An 18,087-nucleotide genomic window follows, 5' to 3' on the forward strand; every position below is an offset into this window, starting at 1 on the left:
CGTGGCCATTTTTATGTGGACGGGCCGATGTATGATTATTTCGTAAAAATTAGCAAGCAAGGCTAATAATTCACGCGCTTTTCGGGTAAGCTGAAACTTAGGATTATTCGTAAAAAAGTAGAAATGGTGGCGTAATTGTGCAAGTCAAATCTCCCCGAAGCATACTAAAACGGCTGTGGCCCCTGATTATGATTGGGCTGGTCAGTGTAATGGTCTTATTACCGCAGCTTTTCAACCACAGTATTATTCTGGGGGTTGATTCGCTATTTCATTTTAACCGCTTCTATGAAGCCGCGATGCAAATTAAGACCCACCACTTCAGCTACTTTCAGAGTAACTTCGGTTTTCAGCAGTCCGGGCGGATCGTAAACGCCCTCTACGGACCGTATTTGGCATACATATTTGGTTGGCTATTGCTCCACCTTGGCGGCTGGTTTAAGTTCGAATTGGTGATAGGGGTGCTGCTCGAGTTCATTGCCGGTAGTGGCATGTATCTGCTGGCCCGGCGGACAAAAGCGGCGCGGGGTTGGGCCTGCAGCGTTGCCTTGATTTATATGCTTTCCGGCTGGGTGCCTAGCTGGCTGACTACCCAGGAATTCATGGCCTGGGGGGCGGCAATCATGCCCTGGGTGCTCATCGCTGGCGTGCGCATGGTCACCGACCACGCGCGACCGGTACCGGTAATGCCACTGGCAGTCGGCATGGCTGTTCTGGTGCAGACCCATGTCCTCAGCTCAGTTTTGGTTACCATCGCGCTGGTTCCCTTCGCGATTGCCGGTTTCATCCTTAGTAAAAGGCGCGGCCGGATGGTGCTAGACCTGCTCCTCGCCGTGCTGCTTTGTGCCGCGCTCACCGCCAACGTTTGGGGCGCATTACTGGAGGTTTACACCAGCAATCACGTTCTGGCCCCCTACATGCCGCTGAATTCAGGAACCTACACCACGAAGCTATCCTTGGGTAGTTACGGGCGGGGGACACTAGGTGGTAGCTTAGGAATTGTCTGCAGTTTGCTCTTTACTATGCAGATAATTTATTTTTGCGTGCGTAAACACAAAACGGTGCTGGAAGGCATGCTGACCGGTGTCGGGGGAGCTTTTCTAATCGCAGCAAGTCCCTTAGTTCCGTGGAACCACATCGTTGCCAAGTGGCCTGTGCTGGGGTCTTACCTGCAGTTTCCATCTCGACTGGCCAGCGTGGCGGCGATTTTGCTGCTGGGGGCCGTCAGCATGTCGTTGACCGAACTCAGCCGCCGTGTGCAGCAGGGCCAGTCCGGCACCACTAATGTTGGGTGGCCGGAGCGGCTCCTCCGCGTCTTGATTGGGCTTGGAATCGTCTTTTTGGCCTACCAGACCCTCACCAATGTCGAGAGCAGCGCTGAAAGCTGGAACAAGCCCAAAGTCATGCAATCCCAATCCAGTGTGACGCTGAACGCCGTGACGATGGATGATGTACGGACAGCCTTCATGAGTAAGGATTTGGGTAGCGGCTTGCAGATGGCCGCCAAGGGGACGCCGGACTACTTGCCGGTCCCTACTGCTTCCGTTCGTTGGTTCAAGGATAATAATCAGTATGAGCTCTATCACAAGCAGAGCGTGCTGATCACGACCCCAGAAACGGCTCCGACCGGGCAGATCGGCAACAAAATTGACGCTAAAGCCTACAAGTTACAGGGCCAAGTGATCAATGCGGATAGTCCCTACGCAATTTATTATGAGCAATTAATTGCACCGAATGGTTACTTCGTTAAGACGCCGCTGCAAAATGGGGGCCTGCAGCTGGAGTGGCTGGCTAAGAAGCGGGACATTGTGCAGCTCCCGATTGTTAAGTACAACCACAGCCTGGTTACGATTAATGGGCACCGACTGCGCAAGGCAGATTACGAGCGCAGCGATATCGGGGCCATCACGACCTGGCAGCGCAAAGGCCGGAACATCGTGCAAATTCGTTACCAGCCGGCGCAGCGGACCCAGTTCTTGCTAAAGATGACACCTTACATTTGGGCGGCGACGATCTTACTGGCGGCAGGACTGTTCTGCTGGCGGAAGCGCACGGCCTGGCAATACGCTAAGCAGAACTAAAAACAGCAGCGGCTCCGGATTTTGCCGGAACTGCTGCTGTTTGTTTTTAAGGGCGAATGTTAATTTTACTGATCCTAAAGGAAGAAGAACTTGTAGGTCGCAATGCCACAGATGCCGGCGCAAATTGGGGCGAGAACCGGAACCCAAGAGTAACCCCAGTCGGAGGAACCCTTGTGTTTGAGTGGCAGGAAGGCGTGGACGAGACGGGGACCGAGATCACGCGCAGGGTTCAGAGCGGGGCCAGTGGGGCCACCCAGACTGGCAACCAGCACGGCGACCAGGAAGCCGACCCCGAAGTTGGCGGTTCCGGCGTTGTGTGCGAAGAAGGGTGCATGGGTGATCCCGAATGCCCCGAGGGTCAGAATGTAAGTGCCCAGGAATTCGTTCACGAAACCGTTAAACTTGCTCTTGGTAGCGTTAATGGTGGCAAAAGTACCGAGCACGTGCTGCGTGTTGGTGGTCATGTCGTAGTGAGGCTTGTAGGCCGCAACAACGAGCAGTTGGCCGACAATGGCGCCGGCGAATTGAACCAGAATGTATGGCAGTACTTCACTCCATGGAAACAGGCCGGAAACGGCAAGGCCGATGGTGAAGGCGGGGTTGATGTGGTTCCCGGAAATGGAGCCGAACATGAGGGCGGGGATGAGCACCCCACAACCGTAACCGACTGCAATGAGCATCCAGTCAGAACCGTTACCCTTAGTCCCTTTCAAATCTACGTTGGCTACGGAGCCGTTACCGAGAATGACCATAATCGCCGTTCCGATGAATTCAGCTGCGAGTCTAACTCCCAGTGAGTAGTCCAAAGTTAATATCCTCCTAAGTGAATATATATATGTCAATTAATCAAAACATGGTTAAGCTTATCAAAAAAGAAGTTCCATGTCAGGACAAATTTGAAGAATGCTTGAATGTTAGCGCTGCCTACTGCATTTTGCTGCTAATTCGCGTAAACTAGACGGATAGACATAATGTTTTCCCAGGCAAAGGAAGGTTGATTCAATGATAGACACAGCGATAAGTTCCATGCTTTTGGAAAATAAGGAGCACTTCCTGATTCCTGCTTCAAAGGTTGCCAGTGTTCAGGAGGACAATTCGTTGACGCATGCGTTCCTGGTTCTGACCAAGGTGCGGTACTCAAAAATTCCGGTGTTGGGCGAAGACGATCAGTTTAAAGGCTTGTTGTCGATGCCGATGATCACCGAGACAATGCTCGGCATGGACAAGCTCAACGTTGATAAGCTGGACGACCTTTGTGTTGCCGACGTCATGCAACAAGACGTGGTCACGGTGCAAAATCCGTATGACGTTGAGGAAGTCATGCACCTCCTGGTTGACGATCCATTCCTGCCCGTAGTTGATGATCGGGGTGAATTCACCGGCATCGTCACGCGTAAGGAGTGGATGAAGAGTCTGAACTTCTTGGTCCACAACTTAGATAAAGAATACGAGCTGGTAGCTAAGCACGCGTTGAATCACTAATATCAAAATGGCCTCCGAGCGTAAAAAGCTCGGGGGCCATAATTATTGTCGGATTATTATTGCGGGTTGCGCATGTCCGTCCGCAGATCGATGCCGGCCTTGCTTAGTGCGTCAACGTAGGCGGTCAGATAAAGCCGCTGCATGCCCAGCTGGGCGCCGGGAGCGGTGGTTAACAGCACCTGGTAACTGAGTCCGAGCTTGGCGGTACTGAGGCCGAGCAGTTGCGGCGGAGCGGTCAGGGAGTTTGCTTGATCAGCCAGGTGGGCGTTGACGTCCTTAACGATCGTCTCGACTTGCGGGGTGTCACCAGCGTTTGCCAGTGGAATGTCCACGGTAATTTTCATCGCGTTGCGCGAGAGGTTGCGGACAATCGTGATGTTGCGGTTGGGGATGTAATTCAGCGTGCCATCGCTACTTTCAATCTGGGTGGTGCGCAGACCCACAGCGGTCACGGTGCCGGTTATTTCGCCGATTGTGACGGAATCACCAACATCCAGTTGACCCTCCATGATGATGAAGAAGCCGTTGACGAGGTCACTGACGAAGCCCTGCGCCCCAAAGCCGACTGCTAAACCGACGATTCCGGCCCCGGCAATCAGGGTTCCCACAGGCACACCAACAATCGTGAGGGCGCTGTAAACGTAGAAGAACACGAGCACGTAACTCAGCGTGTTTTGACTGAGTGCGGCCATGGTGTCAACGCGGCCGTTTGCACCAACGCGGACTTTATAGTGGCGGAAGGAGCGGCGCACAAGGTAACGGCCGCCGCGGAGTAAAATGATGAAGACAACAGTAACAATCAGCAGCTGCATTGCGGCACTGAAAATTTTATCCCCAAGCGTCTGCCAATTGATGCGTTGAAAAAAGCGTAACCAGTGTTTAGATGTCGCTACCTGGGCGTAGATGCCACTAAGCGAATTTTGCATATCTGAGTCCTCCCGTAACTGTCCTATATAGTGTAGCAGATGCTACTCTGCGGTAAAACCATCCACCTGTTGCATTTTGCGACAAAAGCGGCGATAAAAATTGAATGCGTCTTCTTTTGATGATATTCTTGTGGTAAGTTCACGAATCTAGAAAGGATGGTGTGGCATGACACTTGGACAGGTCGCAGGAATAATTGCAGCAATCGCATTCCTCATCATTGCCCTAGCAGTAATGGTAGTTTGCTGGCAGATTAGCCGGACAATCAAGGAAGTAAAACCAACAGTGAGTGAGGCCCGCCGGACGCTTGGCGTTGTTAACGACGAACTCGGTACCCTGACGCACGAGGTGGAGTCGCTGCTCGTCAAGACCAACGACTTGCTGGAAGACGTTAATGGGAAAGTCGCAACAATTGACCCCGTATTCAAGGCGATGGGAGATCTGGGCGAGAGCGTCTCTGATCTTAACGTGGCTGCGCGGGACCTTAGCGAACGGGTTGGCAACACTGCCACATCAGCGAAGAGTTCAGTGGCAATTAAGGCCGGTAAAACGGCCTTCTCAATTCTAAGGAATCAGCTTGGGAAGAAAAGCAAATAGGAGGATTCATCATGACAAAGAGTAATCACTTCGTACTGGGATTTGTTCTGGGAACCGCATCCGCATTGGTAACGACCTACCTGCTTGCACCAAAGAGCACAGATGAGCTCAAACGGCGCCTGAAGGACAGTGGCAGCCAGTTGGGTGACCGGGCCACAGACTACTACGAATACGCTAAGGATGCCACCAGCGACCTGCGCAGCAGTGCTGAGGAACTCGTTACGGGTTTGAAGACGAAGCTGCACAAGGACGAGGACATCGATCTTGATACTTATGACGAAGAAACCGCTGAGTTGCGGGGCGCCGTAACTGATTCAAGTGACGATGCCGAGGATGACGACGCTGACTTTGATGACATCGTTGTGGACGGCAAGAGTGCTTTTGCGCAGGCTAAGGACGAGGCGACCCCAACGGCCGAGGATGCGGAGCCAGCACCAGCTGCTGAACCGGCACCAGCTGCCGAGGATGAACCTAGCGCTGACGCTGCGGCTGCAGAAGACGCTAAGTAATCTAGTAATCAAAGTAAATTGAGGGCGGCTGTTTGGCATGTACGTTCATGCCGGACAGCCGTTTTATTTTGCACTAGCTGGCAAAAATGCGGTATCCTTATGGCACGTGTTGCTCAGTACTAATTAATTGATAATGGAGATTCATAAAATGGCAAAAACATTGTTCTTCGATTTTGACGGGACCATCGCTGATTCCGAAGAGGGAATTACTAACGGCATCAAGTACATGATCAAGGAAATGGGGCTACACCCCCTTCAGCCGGCGCAGTATCGCGATTGGGTGGGGCCAAGCCTCTCTTACAGTATGCATAAATACTTCCCCGGGATGGACGTGACGCGCGGAATCAAGTCTTACCAAGACTACTACAATCAGCAGGGTATTTTTGAGCTGAAACTGTACCCTGGAGTGACCCGTGATTTACAACAACTGAAGCGGGATGGCTATAAGCTCGCTGTCGCTTCTTCTAAGCCGGAGCATATGATTCAGCGGATCGTTAAGCACCTTGATCTGACCGACCTGTTCGCCGGTGAGTTCGGGGCGTCACCAGATGAACGGACCCGCGTGACGAAGACGGACGTGCTGGCGTACGCGCTCCAGGAGACTGGTGCAAATAAGGCCGAGAGCGTGATGATCGGTGACCGCTTTACGGACATGGAGGGGGGCCGCAACAACGCAGTCAAAACCCTCGGGGTGACGTACGGTTTTGGCGACCGGGCAGAATTGCAGAAAGCCGGTGCCAGCCTGATTGTCGACACACCAGACGAGGTGCGGAGTGCAGTCGGCGCCTTGATCTAAACCATTGAAACCTGTAACGCAAAAAAGGCTCCGAACGTGATGTTCGGGGCCGTTTGCTTTGTTTAACGTGAGTTTAGTCGCTGAAAGTTTGTAATTCCTTAGTGGTGTGGGTGAAGGGCTCGTTGCCATTAGGGGTAATGTGCACACAGTCCTCGATCCGGACGCCTGCAAAACCGGGCACGTAAATCCCGGGTTCAATGGAGAAGCACATTCCTGGTTCCAGAACCAGGTCATTGCCTTCCATGATGGATGGAAATTCGTGGGTGCTGGTGCCGATCCCATGACCGAGACGGTGGTTGAAGTATTCGCCGTAGCCGGCCTTGGTAATGATATCCCGGGCAATTTTGTCCAATTCCGCCGCGGTGATTCCGGGCCGGGCCGCGTCCATGGCGGTCAGGTTGGCTTCAAGGCAGACCTGGTGGATCTCACGCTGCTTGTCGCTGATGGGACCAAACGCCACGGTCCGGGTTGCGTCACTGATGTAACCCTTGTGGACGGTTCCGAGGTCGAAGAGGACCATCTGGCCGGATTCGATTTTGTTAAGTTCCGGGCCGCCGTGGGGGTTAGCGGCGTTGGCACCGGCCTGAACGATGGTGTCAAAACTCATGTTCATGACGCCGGCCTTCATCATTGTGTAGTTGATTTCGGCAACTACGGCCTGTTCGGTAATGCCAGTGCGCAGTGCGGCAAAACCGGCTGCAAAGGCCTGATCAGCTTCGCGTCCGGCGGCTTCGAGCAGCGCAATTTCATCAGGCGACTTGATCAACTTGGCGCGCTCGATGTAGCGGGATGCATCTGCAGGGAAGGTCGCACTAGGAAATTGCTTCATGATTGCTTCGAAGCGGAAAACGGGCAGATCATCCTTCTCAATGCCCCAACTTGTTGGTTCGGCAACGCGCTCCTTGATGTGTTCAGCAATCAGTGCAAATGGGTCTTCATGGTCGAGGTAGCCATAGACATCATAGGGCCAGCCAGCCTTCTTGACGGCCTCGATAGATAGAGCCGGGGTGAACAGGAATGGATCCTGGTCAGGAAAAACAAAGAGGGCGGTCACGCGTTCTTCGGGTTCCTGATAGAAGCCGCTAAAGTAATTAATGTTAGTGGGATTGCTAATGTAAGCAATATCCAAGTGCTGTTCCTGGACCCAGTTAATTAGACTTTGCAAATGTGAGTTCATTGAAAGTTCCTCCTTGCACCGTGTTGAGCGGTGATGATTGTTAGCCAAGTATAGCACAGCAAGCGTCCCCACGGAGTTTCAGAAACTTGCTTGAAAAAATCCATCTGATTATCAGTAAACGCTTGCATTTGGCGCGGTACTTTGTTAATCTTGAAAACGAACGAGATTGAACGAATTCGAAAATTTTGAGATATGTGAAAGGATTACTGAAGTACTATGGAAAAGCAGACAATTACCATTTATGACGTGGCACGTGAGGCTAGCGTCTCAATGGCCACAGTTTCACGAGTTGTTAACGGGAACCCAAACGTTAAGCCCGCTACCCGCAAGAAGGTTCTGGAGGTCATTGATCGTCTTGATTACCGGCCAAACGCAGTCGCACGGGGATTGGCATCCAAGAAGACAACTACGGTTGGGGTAATCATCCCTGACGTGACGAACATGTTCTTCTCCAGTCTGGCCCGGGGGATCGATGACGTTGCTGCGATGTACAAGTACAACATCATCCTAGCGAACTCAGATGAGAACAGCAAGAAGGAAGTTCAGGTTGTTAACAACCTGCTTGCTAAGCAGGTTGACGGTTTGATTTACATGGGCCACCAAGTCAGTGATGAAGTTCGCACTGAATTCAACCGCAGCAAGACGCCAGTTGTTCTCGCTGGCTCGATCGATGCTAAGAAGGAAATGGGCAGCGTCAACATCGATTACGTGTCTGCAGTTGAGAACGCGGTCGCGCAGCTCCTTGCTAGCGGCAACAAGCGCATCGCGTTTATCTCCGGCCCACTGGACGAACCGATCAACGGTCAGTACCGGCTCAAGGGTTACAAGCAGGCCCTTGAAAAGGCTGGCGCTGAATACGATGAAAGTCTCGTCTTCGAGACCGAATACAGCTACCAGGCTGGCCTGGCCATCTTCAAGCAGTTGCAAAAGGCAAAGGCAACTGCAGCAATCGTCGCTGATGATGAGGTTGCAATCGGGGTGCTTAACGCCGCCCGCGATGCCGGCCTGACGGTTCCTGATGATTTCGAAATCATCGCCAGCAACAACACCAAGCTCACCGAAATGAGCCGGCCGCGGATGACTTCCATCGACCAGCCGCTTTACGATATCGGTGCTGTTGCAATGCGCCTGCTCACCAAGATGATGAACAAGGAAGATATCGAAGAAAAGACCATCATGCTCGGCTATGACATTACCCAGCGTGATTCAACGAAGCCTGCTAAGGACTAGTTGCGGAGAAGATAATAGCGCGGCTACCGATATTGATTCGGTGCCGCGCTATTATTTTGCACAAAACTGATGGCTAGTACTAACGGTGGAGCCAATAATAGCCACCGTTAATGATGATGATTAAGATTGCCATTGCGGCCATGAACCGTAACCAAAGCAATAATAATTGCATCTGCGCCACCTCCGTGAGTGCTTTTATAAGCAACAAACTCAGTATAGGCGGCGAATGTAAACATCGTGTTGTGTGAATGTAACGGTTTCACACACTCTGCATTAAAAATCCATTCCCAAGGTCCACAAATGGGGCCAGGAACATTTTCCTGGCCCCATTTGGCATCTGCACATTTGATTTATGGTTTTTCGGTTGCAGTTCCTTCAGCCGGGCTGGTGCTAGACGCACTTGCTTCCGGAATGCTGCTTGCCGAACTAGCGACGCTGCTACTACTTGCCGCTGGCGCACTGTAACTGGAACTGCTGGAGAAGTTGAAACTAGGCATTGAGAAACTACTGCTGCTGGAACTAGCAGTAGTTGTATTACCATTAGCCCCGTCAGTGTTGTCGTTGGTGGTTTGCGAGCTAGTGGTCGAACTCAGCCCGTCACCGCCAGTTTCGACACCGTAGTTATTACTAATGCCGAGCAGGTGGTCCCAGAACAAGTTGTAGTCACTAGTACTCCCGCCAATCCCGAACTGATTCGTGACGTGGCCAGGGGTCCAGTCGTCGTAGAGGCTTTCAACGGTGTTGCCACTGGTTGTGATCGGCGTGCCGTTATGCGTAACGGTTCCGTTCGGCATCCCCGTCTGTGCGTTGACCAACACGCTCTTGACGGTGCTTGGCCGGTGCAGTTGTTCGTTGAGCTTGAGCCGGTTTGGAATCAGACTGTAAATTTGATTCATCTGGGCGGCCCAGTAGCGCTGATTAATGGCACTACCGCTGGAACTCATATCGAAGGTCTGACCGTAATTGTTGTCGTAACCCATCCAACTGGCGAGGGTGACTCCCGGGGTGCTCCCGATGAACCAGATGTCCCGGTAATCGTTACTGGTCCCGGTCTTACCAATCAACTTGTTGCTGTTGAAGTTTAATGTCCCGGTCAGTGAGGTAGCAGTCCCGTCGCTAACGACCCCCTTGAGCATCTTGTTCATGATGTAGGTCGTGCCCTTGCTGAAGACCTGTTTACCGTGAACCTTGTGCTTGTAGATGATTTTGCCGGTTGGGTCAGTGATGTCGGAAATCATGTAGCTAGTGACGTGCTTGCCCTGGTTGGCAAAAGTGGAGAAGGCACTTGCTTGGGCATCCAGGGTGACCCCATAATCAGTCCCCCCTAAACCCAGACCAAGTTGTGAATAGTCGTTATTAGTCAGGGTGTTGATCCCAAGCTTGCGCATGTGGGCCTTGACGTTGATTTTCTTGCGCACGGCGTTGTAGAGGTTGATTGCGGGGATGTTGTAAGATTCCGCTAGGGCCTTACTTGCAGGGATAAACTTGTTTTGAATTACACCACCGTAGTCGGTCACGGAGTAACTCTTGAAGTTGGTCTTGAAGTCCGCAAGCATTGTGTTTGAACCGATTAACTTGTTCTGCACGGCCGGCCCGTAAACTAGGATCGGCTTGATAGTCGAACCAGGGGACCGAGTAGTGTAAATGTGGTTGACCCCTGGCTTGACGCCACCCACGAAACCAAGAATAGCGCCAGTGTGGTTGTCCAAGAGCACGGTGCCATTTTCGGCGGGCTCGGTAGTGGTTTTCTCTTCTCCAGTGTTTGGATCGGTGTAGGAGTAAGTGTGTGCGGTCCCGAAGGTGCTCTTGTAATTCTCCATAGTCGTCTGCATTTGCTGATAAACGGGCCGGATGAGGGTGCTGTGGATTTGGTAACCCTTAGTCCGCAGCAATGATGATGCCTGAACCAAGTACTGACTATAGAGATTAGCGTCAGCATTCAAATCACTAGTGGACACATCATCCCGTTTAGCCAGCTGCTTAGCAATAATGCTCTCGGCCTGGCTGAGCACAGCGTTGTATGCGTAATCGCTAGAATCCTTGCTGGCTTGGACGTGGTCTTGCGGTAGCAAGTGGGTTTTGATGTCGTAAGCCTTGGCTTGATCATACTGCTGCTGGTTGATGTAGCCGGAACGGTACATGCGGAACAAAACGGTTCGCTGGCGCGCGAGGCCAGGTTTCAGGTCGCCGAGTTTGCCGCTAGTGGTGTAAGGCGTGTAACCAAACGGGCTTTGCGGCAGGCCGGCGATAAAGGCAGCCTGCGCGATGTTGAGCTTAGCGGCGGTCGTTCCAAACAGGCCTTCAGCCGCAGCTTCGACCCCGGCGATATTTTGCCCCTTATTGTTACGACCGAGTGTGGCGACATTCAGGTAGGCGTTGAGAACGGCCTGTTTGCTCATGTAGCGGTCAACGCGCCGGGCGAGCATGATTTCCTGGGCCTTCCGCTTGAAGGTAGTTTCACTGGAAAGCAGCTGCATTTTGACCAGTTGCTGCGTGAGGGTGGACCCACCAGTTTGGCCGCCCATACCGGTGACGGAGGACAGCACCGCGCGGATCAGAGATTTAGGCATGACCCCGCTGTGCTTGAAGAAGTCCTCGTCTTCAGTCGCAACGATAGCCTTTTGCACCCACGGCGACATCTGGTTCAGGGGCACAGTTTTACGAACTAAATCGCTCCGGACGTCACCCAGTTTCACGTTGCCGGCGTAGTACATGGTCGCGGAGTTATCGGCGTTATTGATTGACCGCCGGAGTGCCGTGGGCGTGGGCACTGGCGTTTTGTCGATGATGGACGCAAAATAGCCGAGCCCCAGTCCCAAGCCCAATGAGCCCAAAACAATGAGCCCCACAACCACGGCGACAATGAGGCCGCGCATGGTTTGGAGTCCAGTATCAATATAAAGCCACAAAGTCTCCCGGCTGAACGGGGGCAGTGCATTCTCGTCTGGACTTTGCGGGTTACGTTTTGTGCGGTGCTGCTGACGCTGGGCCATGCGGCTGGTAACGTCACTATGCTCCGCGTCCGCACCGCTTGTGTGCTGCGATCTGGATGACCTATTTAAGGCCTTTTTCAGGCTATTCCATAAATTATTCAAAATTAGTGCACCTCTGTCCGTTCATTATACCAGAGGATGAAAATGCCATACAGTAGTTGCTATGAACTGCGCGGTATTGCCACCCCTTGGCAGCCAGTCTAGTTTGCGAGGCGGCTGATAGCATCAGCGTAAATCGCGGCAGCCCGAACGATGGTTTTGATTTCGATATATTCGTCAGCTTGGTGCATGATGTCTGGCGCACCGGGCATCTGCGCACCGAAAGCGACGCCGCGCTTCAACATGCGGCCGTAAGTCCCACCACCTACGATACCTTCCTTACCAGGCAGACCGGTGTGCTCACTGTAGACATCAAGCAGAGTCTGGACAAGCGGGTCGGAATCCGGAACGTAGTGGGGTGTTTCGTCCTCACCATCAATGCTGACGGCGTAGTTATCCTCACCGACCGCAGTTTCAATTTGGTCGCGGATAAGGTCGGCACTGGTTCCTTGCGGGTAGCGCACGTTGATCAAAACGCTCTGCTTGCCGTCCTGACTGAATTCAAAGATGTCGGCCGCGGCGGTCAGTGGCCCCATTTTGCGGTCGCTGTAGTTGATTCCGAGGCCTTCACCAGCAGTTTTGAGGTGGAGGTAGTGAGCAATCGTGTACAGGTAGAGGCTGCCGGCTGGATCGAGGTCTAGCGCGCAGCCGCTGAGGAAGTCTGCGAGGTAGGTGGCGGCGTTCTTGCCCGCGCCCGGATTCATTGCGTGCGCACCCTTACCGATCATCGTCAGCGTGGTCTTCTGCCCGTTTTGCTGCCATTCCGCTTGCAAATGGTTAACTTTTGCATAAGCTTGCAGTTGCGCTTCCAGATAGTCTGGTAATTCACCCTGTAATTCTGCAGTTGCGCGGCCGGGAACCATGTTCGGGCGGATACCGGCACGGAAATGCAGGAGGGTAATGGCTGCTGGCGCTGCAGCCACGTGTTTCTGAGTGAGCAAGAAACTGACGATGCCCTTTTCACCATTAATGATTGGGAACTCCGCATCGGGTGAGAAGCCAAAATCTGGCACTGGCTGGGTCGCCATGTAGCGGTGCATCCCGTACCATTCGGATTCTTCATCAGTCCCCAGAATCAGGTGGACCTGCTTGCTTAGCGGCACATTCAGGTCGCGTAAGATCCGCAGGGCGTAGTAGGCGGCGATGACGGGGCCCTTGTCGTCGGCGGTGCCGCGGCCATAGATGCGGTCCCCTTCAATCGTTGGGGTGAATGGTGGGCGGACCCAACCGTCACCGGCTGGAACGACGTCGACGTGGCCAAGGACACCCAGAATTTCAGATCCGCTGCCAAGTTCGATCCGGGCGGCAACATTTTCAACGTTCTTGCTAGTGAAGCCATCCCGTTCGGCCATCGCGATAACGCTGTTCAGGGCCATTGCGGGGCCGGGGCCAAGTGGCGCAGTATCAGTGGCGTGGTCGGTGTCCCGTTCAGAATCAATGGTAATCAGGGACGAAAGATCGCTGACCATTGCGTCTTGGTATGCTGCTGCTGCAGATTCAAAATCGTATTTCATTTAATTATCCTCCTGCGTTCCAAGGTGCCGCATTTTCGGTGATTCTAGATAAGAACAGGATACCATATAGCGGCCGGCCGGGTGGTGAAGTAACCGCTGCTTTTTGGTATGATTAGCTTAAAATGTCGCCGGGCTTGCAGCGCTTGCCCCGATTAAGTTCATAATGATAGTCGGCGTCTGCAGCGGGAATATCTACTATAAAGGAGATTCGTCATGTCACTCGTATTAATTGGCAGTATTAACTTGGATCAGCTCTTTAACGTGCAACACGCACCAAAACCAGGTGAGACCCTGATTGCGGACGGCTTGATTGAAGCCGCCGGTGGCAAGGGTGCGAACCAAGCAGTCGCGGCCGCTAAGAACGGCATGGAGGTGCACTTTGTCGGCCGAGTCGGGGACGATGGTGCTGGTCAGAGTCTGCGTGCGGGTCTCGATGAGGCCGGAGTCAACACGGAGCGGCTCTTGACGGACCCAACCGCACCGACCGGCCGCGCCGTGATTTTTGTTGAACCATCCGGTCAGAACCGCATTGTTGTGGCTAGTGGTGCCAACGCCGAGGTCACCGATGCGGATGTTGAACCTTTGATTGCCAAAATGGGCCCCGACGATTACCTGCTCGCAACTTTTGAATCACCATTAGATGTTGTTGAAACCGCATTTGCGGCTGCTAAAAAGCGCGGCGTGACGACAGTGCTCAATCCGGCCCCAGCACGGACAGGTGTGCCTGAATCACTGTTGAAATTGACTAATATCATTATTCCTAATGAGGGTGAGGCCACTGCTCTGACCGGCATCGACACCGTTGATGCGGCTTCAACCGCCGAGAGTGCCAAGGAATTATGCCGGCGCGGCGTGCAGCGCGTCATCATCACGTTGGCTGAGAATGGCTGTTACTATGCCGACCAAGATGGTGATGAGTTTGCCACACCAGCGTTTAACATTAAGGCCGTTGACAGTACCGGTGCCGGCGATACCTTTATCGGCGCCTTTTTAAGCAAGCTTGCTACGTCTAGTGTTGAGGACGCGGTGGTTTACGCGACAGCCGCATCCGGTTTGGCCGTATCCCGGCAGGGCGGACAGCCGTCAATTCCGACCGCCGCCGAGGTGGAGGAGTACCTCAAGGAGGCAATCTAGTTGGCAGATTATCAAACTTTTGATTTAGTCCAGGAAATCACGCGCAATGACGGTAGTAGTTATTACGAATTGGGCAATATTTACATGAACGGAATTGCTGAACGGTGCGCACTCGATGGCCACATCAAGCGCGTGCGGATCGTGCAGCTGAACATCCCGCATGGGACCGCCGTTCGTGCCTACGAAGAATACATTAATTCAACTTACACCTTCCCCGAATTATCCTCTGTGGATAAATGGGAAGAGTGGGCAAAACCCGAAGGTAAAATCAAGGACGCCTACGAGCAGATTCTGGAGAATAATCACATCGTTTAGGGGGCCTTGTCGTGAATTACAAGCGAATGATTCCGTGGCTGCTTGCCGCGTTCGCACTGCTTGCGGTCTGGTTCGGACTACGCAACGACGCGTTTTTGTACCACCAACCGGTTGCGGAGGTGCTCAGTGTTCGGCAGGTTCGCAGTACCGCGGAGGTCGATTCCAATAATAATCACGATCACCAGATTCGTCAGCGCGTGCGGGCGCGGTTTTTGAACACCAACAAGCGTGGTCAGGTCGTGAGCTTTAACAATGACTACAACACCTCTGAGGGCATTGATTTCCCCTTACGCAGTGGGCAACAGGTTTTTCTCAATCATGGTGCTGCGGGTTACCAACTGAATGATGCCAAGCGGGACACCGTCACCGGTGTCCTGCTTGCGTTAGTTGTGCTGTTGCTGATTTTATTCAGTGGCAAGCACGCACTCGTGACGATGGTTTCCATTGCGCTCAATACGGTTGTTTTCTACGCCGGGATTCACCTCGAATTGGGCAGCCACGGTAACGGCCCGTGGTACCTGGTGGTGGGGATGGCCCTGCTGTTTACGGTACTGACCGTGTTGTTCGTGATTGGGCCGCGGTCCGTGGCCGTGTGCATCGCCAGTGCAACCATTCTGGCCACTACTGCGGCGGTGCTGATCGGTTACGCAATCATGGTCAGTACCGGTTACAAGGGCATTCACATCGAGCAGGTGAAGTACGTCACGCAAAATCCGCGGCTGATTTTCTTCGCCCAAATCGTGATTGGCTCCCTCGGGGCGGTGCTCGATGAAACCAGTGACATCTCAGTTGCAATTTTTCAGCTACCAGCTGCCGCGGGGCAACGCTTCAAGGCGGGCATGGCAATCGGCCGCAACGTCATGGGGCCGCTCATCTCGGTCTTGTTCATGATTTTCATGGCCGACACCTTCACCGAGTCCATTTTGTGGCTGCGCAACGGCAACACCATTGCCTACACCGTTTCCTGGGTAATGGGTTTAGGCTTCGTGCAGTCGCTGATTTCGGCATTTGGCATCGTGCTGGCGGTACCAATCACTAGTGGCTTGGCCGCACTGCTCGCTGGAAGGAGGCAGACTGCAAAATGAATTCAATGTTGTTACTGATCATCGTTTTGTTCGCGTTGATGCTCCTCGTCGGCGGTAAACAGGGCGGCAATAGCTTCTTAGCGCTGTGCGTGAATTCCTTGATTATTATGGTCGCGGTCATCCTGATGGCGGGCGGGTTTGCACCGGTCTGGGTGGCGCTGATTGCCAGTATGATCATCCTAGCTACGACCATCTTCTTCAGCTCTACGGACATGGAGGTGGCGGCGCCAGCATTTATTGCCGCCCTGGTCGTGATGGTCGCACTGACCGCGTTGATTCTGTACGTTGACCGCTATAGTGCCGCTGCGGGGTTCGGTTCTGAAGACGGTGAGGACCTTGAGGGGATGAGTGTCGCAATCGGCATTTCGTTCCGGCAAATTGGGGTCGCTGCGGGGCTCATGAGTACGCTCGGGGCGATTGCTGAGGCCGCGATTGCCGTTGCGGCGGGTGTCAATGAGCTCGATGTCGACAAGGACCGGGTTGGAATCAAGCGTATGGGCCGGGAAATTACGGGGACCGCCATTAACACTTTGTTCTTTGGCTTTTTTGGCAGTTTTGTGGGGCTTTTCGTTTGGTTCGGTCAGTTGCACTACACATTGGCGGTGGTGCTGAATAACAAAATTTTCGTCGGCGAACTGCTCGACGTGCTGTTCTCGATCATTGCGGTGATTTTGACCGTTCCGACTACGATTTGGGTCGTCCGGCACCGGCAGCACGCGGCCAAGCGCCAGGCCTAGAAAGGGAGTTTTAGTTTGCAGTATTTCATTGCTGACACGCATTTTTTCCATACTGACTTACTCGGCTGGAATGATTTCGCACCGCGGCTGTTCTCCTCGACCGCGGAGATGGACGCGGCCCTGATCAAGGCTTGGAATGATCGTGTCGAGGACAAGGACATCGTTTACCATCTAGGCGATATTGCGTTCAACCCCGAGAACTTTCCGAAGAACGAAGACGTGTTGCGGGTTCTCTGCCAACTGCACGGGCATATCGTCTTCATCAAGGGCAATCATGATTACCGCGCGCTGTTCAAGTATCTGCACGCACACGACCCGCAGATCGACGGTAAGGATAAGTTCAGTTTTCACGATGTGGGGATGATCATCAAGATGGACCACACGCAACTGATTATGACCCACTACCCACTGATGCTGGGCATCGTGAAGCAGACCCTGAATCTGCATGGGCACATCCATCACAACAGCGTGCCGCACGCCGAGAATATTAACGTCGGTGTTGACGCTCCGGAACGGGACTTGTTGCAGCCGCAATTGCCGTGGGGCAGTCCACTAAAGATGCCAGAAATCGAACAGATTTTTGCGGCCAAGAAGGAAGCACTCGGCAAAATGCGGTGATTTTGCGGGGGCGACTGCCGCACAGATTTCTGAAAGTGGGCAAGTTGGGGTAATTGAGTTAAACTAAACACTAACCTATAAATTTGTTGCTGGAGGGTGACGGTCATGTATAAAGAAAAAGAGGACGCACAGTCGGCCCACGAACGTTTCCCCGCTAAACCGGAAACTCAGGTTAGTGAGCTGACCAGTGAGATGATCACGATTGATGGCCGGCGCTATGAAATCGTGAAGAACTACAAGGATGGCTTACGTAAGGACGTGCTTGCGGAACGTTACGAGCAGGTCTTAGACAAGTACGATTACGTTGTCGGTGATTGGGGATTTGAGAAACTGCGGCTCAAGGGCTTTTACGATGCTAACCGCCGCCAAGCGAGTCCAGACCAGTTGATCACGCATGTTGAAGATTACTTGTATGAATACTGTAATTTTGGCTGTGCGTACTTCATCATTCACCGGCTGGATGCGCCGGCACCAACACCGGAGACCAAGCCCGCGCGGCGTGGTGGCCACGGTCACGGCAGCAATAATCAGCGGAACAGCCACCCGGCCGCAAGCACCACAGACGGCAGCAAGGGTAAGTCCACCCACCGCGGTCATCGTGGCGGCCGGCAGCGGCACCACGAGCAGACGACGACCGCTAAGCCTTATAGTGAGCGGCGTAGTCAGCAGCACCGGCCCGAGCGGGGGCACAATGAGCACGCCAGCACCAGTGGTAAGCGTCAGAACCGCCACTTTAGCATCCGTAAACTAGACGAAGATAAAAAATAGAAACGGTAGGATAATAGATTTTGAGTAAATA

Annotated in this window: 17 protein-coding genes; 12 read left to right on the forward strand and 5 right to left on the reverse strand. The window is 53.2% G+C overall.

The genetic code is table 11. The features are described from left to right. The first annotated feature begins 209 nt into the window (after window positions 1–209). Complete coding sequence (locus GN107_RS03320) at window positions 210–2,078, forward strand: putative glycosyltransferase family protein (RefSeq protein ID WP_155286431.1); 1,869 nt, start codon at window positions 210–212, stop codon at window positions 2,076–2,078. A 74-nt stretch (window positions 2,079–2,152) separates the two neighbouring features. Here the strand turns inward: GN107_RS03320 and GN107_RS03325 are convergent, their stop codons facing one another. Further along, window positions 2,153–2,884, reverse strand: a complete 732-nt coding sequence (locus GN107_RS03325) for an MIP/aquaporin family protein (protein ID WP_155286432.1) — start codon at window positions 2,882–2,884, stop codon at window positions 2,153–2,155. Window positions 2,885–3,080: 196 nt separating this feature from the next. Here GN107_RS03325 and cbpB point away from each other — a divergent pair, with 196 nt between their 5' ends. Further along, window positions 3,081–3,560, forward strand: a complete 480-nt coding sequence (gene cbpB, locus GN107_RS03330) for a cyclic-di-AMP-binding protein CbpB (protein WP_155286433.1) — start codon at window positions 3,081–3,083, stop codon at window positions 3,558–3,560. A gap of 56 nt (window positions 3,561–3,616) precedes the next feature. Here the strand turns inward: cbpB and GN107_RS03335 are convergent, their stop codons facing one another. Further along, complete coding sequence (locus GN107_RS03335) at window positions 3,617–4,486, reverse strand: mechanosensitive ion channel family protein (RefSeq protein WP_155286434.1); 870 nt, start codon at window positions 4,484–4,486, stop codon at window positions 3,617–3,619. A 166-nt stretch (window positions 4,487–4,652) separates the two neighbouring features. Here GN107_RS03335 and GN107_RS03340 point away from each other — a divergent pair, with 166 nt between their 5' ends. The 3 genes from GN107_RS03340 (at window position 4,653) to GN107_RS03350 (ending at window position 6,386) form a co-directional block, all read left to right on the forward strand. Further along, window positions 4,653–5,081, forward strand: coding sequence for a DUF948 domain-containing protein (locus GN107_RS03340; RefSeq protein ID WP_155286435.1), 429 nt, complete (start codon window positions 4,653–4,655; stop codon window positions 5,079–5,081). 11 nt (window positions 5,082–5,092) lie between these two features. After that, window positions 5,093–5,590, forward strand: coding sequence for a YtxH domain-containing protein (locus GN107_RS03345; RefSeq protein ID WP_155286436.1), 498 nt, complete (start codon window positions 5,093–5,095; stop codon window positions 5,588–5,590). Between the two features lie 148 nt (window positions 5,591–5,738). Then, the gene (locus GN107_RS03350) at window positions 5,739–6,386 is read left to right on the forward strand and encodes an HAD hydrolase-like protein (RefSeq protein WP_155286437.1); all 648 of its coding nucleotides are present in this window, start codon (window positions 5,739–5,741) and stop codon (window positions 6,384–6,386) included. Window positions 6,387–6,459: 73 nt separating this feature from the next. Here the strand turns inward: GN107_RS03350 and GN107_RS03355 are convergent, their stop codons facing one another. Then, complete coding sequence (locus tag GN107_RS03355; RefSeq protein WP_155286438.1) at window positions 6,460–7,563, reverse strand: M24 family metallopeptidase; 1,104 nt, start codon at window positions 7,561–7,563, stop codon at window positions 6,460–6,462. Between the two features lie 216 nt (window positions 7,564–7,779). Between GN107_RS03355 and ccpA the strand changes: the two genes are divergently transcribed. Next, the gene (gene ccpA, locus GN107_RS03360; RefSeq protein WP_155286439.1) at window positions 7,780–8,793 is read left to right on the forward strand and encodes a catabolite control protein A; all 1,014 of its coding nucleotides are present in this window, start codon (window positions 7,780–7,782) and stop codon (window positions 8,791–8,793) included. A 350-nt stretch (window positions 8,794–9,143) separates the two neighbouring features. Here ccpA and GN107_RS03365 read toward each other — a convergent pair whose 3' ends face one another. Continuing rightward, window positions 9,144–11,888, reverse strand: coding sequence for a transglycosylase domain-containing protein (locus GN107_RS03365; protein ID WP_155288045.1), 2,745 nt, complete (start codon window positions 11,886–11,888; stop codon window positions 9,144–9,146). A 98-nt stretch (window positions 11,889–11,986) separates the two neighbouring features. Continuing rightward, the gene (gene pepV, locus GN107_RS03370) at window positions 11,987–13,399 is read right to left on the reverse strand and encodes a dipeptidase PepV (protein ID WP_155286441.1); all 1,413 of its coding nucleotides are present in this window, start codon (window positions 13,397–13,399) and stop codon (window positions 11,987–11,989) included. Between the two features lie 213 nt (window positions 13,400–13,612). On the opposite strand from pepV, the gene rbsK reads away from it, so the two are divergent. The 6 genes from rbsK (at window position 13,613) to GN107_RS03400 (ending at window position 18,056) form a co-directional block, all read left to right on the forward strand. Beyond that, the gene (gene rbsK, locus GN107_RS03375; RefSeq protein WP_155286442.1) at window positions 13,613–14,533 is read left to right on the forward strand and encodes a ribokinase; all 921 of its coding nucleotides are present in this window, start codon (window positions 13,613–13,615) and stop codon (window positions 14,531–14,533) included. Continuing rightward, entirely contained in the window at window positions 14,534–14,848 is a 315-nt protein-coding gene (locus tag GN107_RS03380; RefSeq protein WP_155286443.1) for a hypothetical protein, read from the forward strand. A gap of 26 nt (window positions 14,849–14,874) precedes the next feature. Continuing rightward, window positions 14,875–15,933: a YibE/F family protein gene (locus GN107_RS03385; protein ID WP_155286574.1), complete on the forward strand. Its 1,059-nt coding sequence runs from the start codon at window positions 14,875–14,877 to the stop codon at window positions 15,931–15,933. Then, window positions 15,930–16,670, forward strand: coding sequence for a YibE/F family protein (locus GN107_RS03390; protein WP_155286444.1), 741 nt, complete (start codon window positions 15,930–15,932; stop codon window positions 16,668–16,670). Before GN107_RS03385 ends, GN107_RS03390 begins: the two co-directional genes overlap by 4 nt. A gap of 15 nt (window positions 16,671–16,685) precedes the next feature. Then, window positions 16,686–17,288, forward strand: coding sequence for a metallophosphoesterase (locus tag GN107_RS03395; protein ID WP_155286445.1), 603 nt, complete (start codon window positions 16,686–16,688; stop codon window positions 17,286–17,288). A 105-nt stretch (window positions 17,289–17,393) separates the two neighbouring features. Next, on the forward strand, window positions 17,394–18,056 hold the full coding sequence (locus GN107_RS03400; RefSeq protein WP_155286446.1) for a YutD family protein: 663 nt from the start codon (window positions 17,394–17,396) through the stop codon (window positions 18,054–18,056). Window positions 18,057–18,087 lie beyond the last annotated feature (31 nt).

The organism is Lacticaseibacillus zhaodongensis (assembly GCF_009687905.1).
GTDB lineage: Bacteria > Bacillota > Bacilli > Lactobacillales > Lactobacillaceae > Lacticaseibacillus > Lacticaseibacillus zhaodongensis.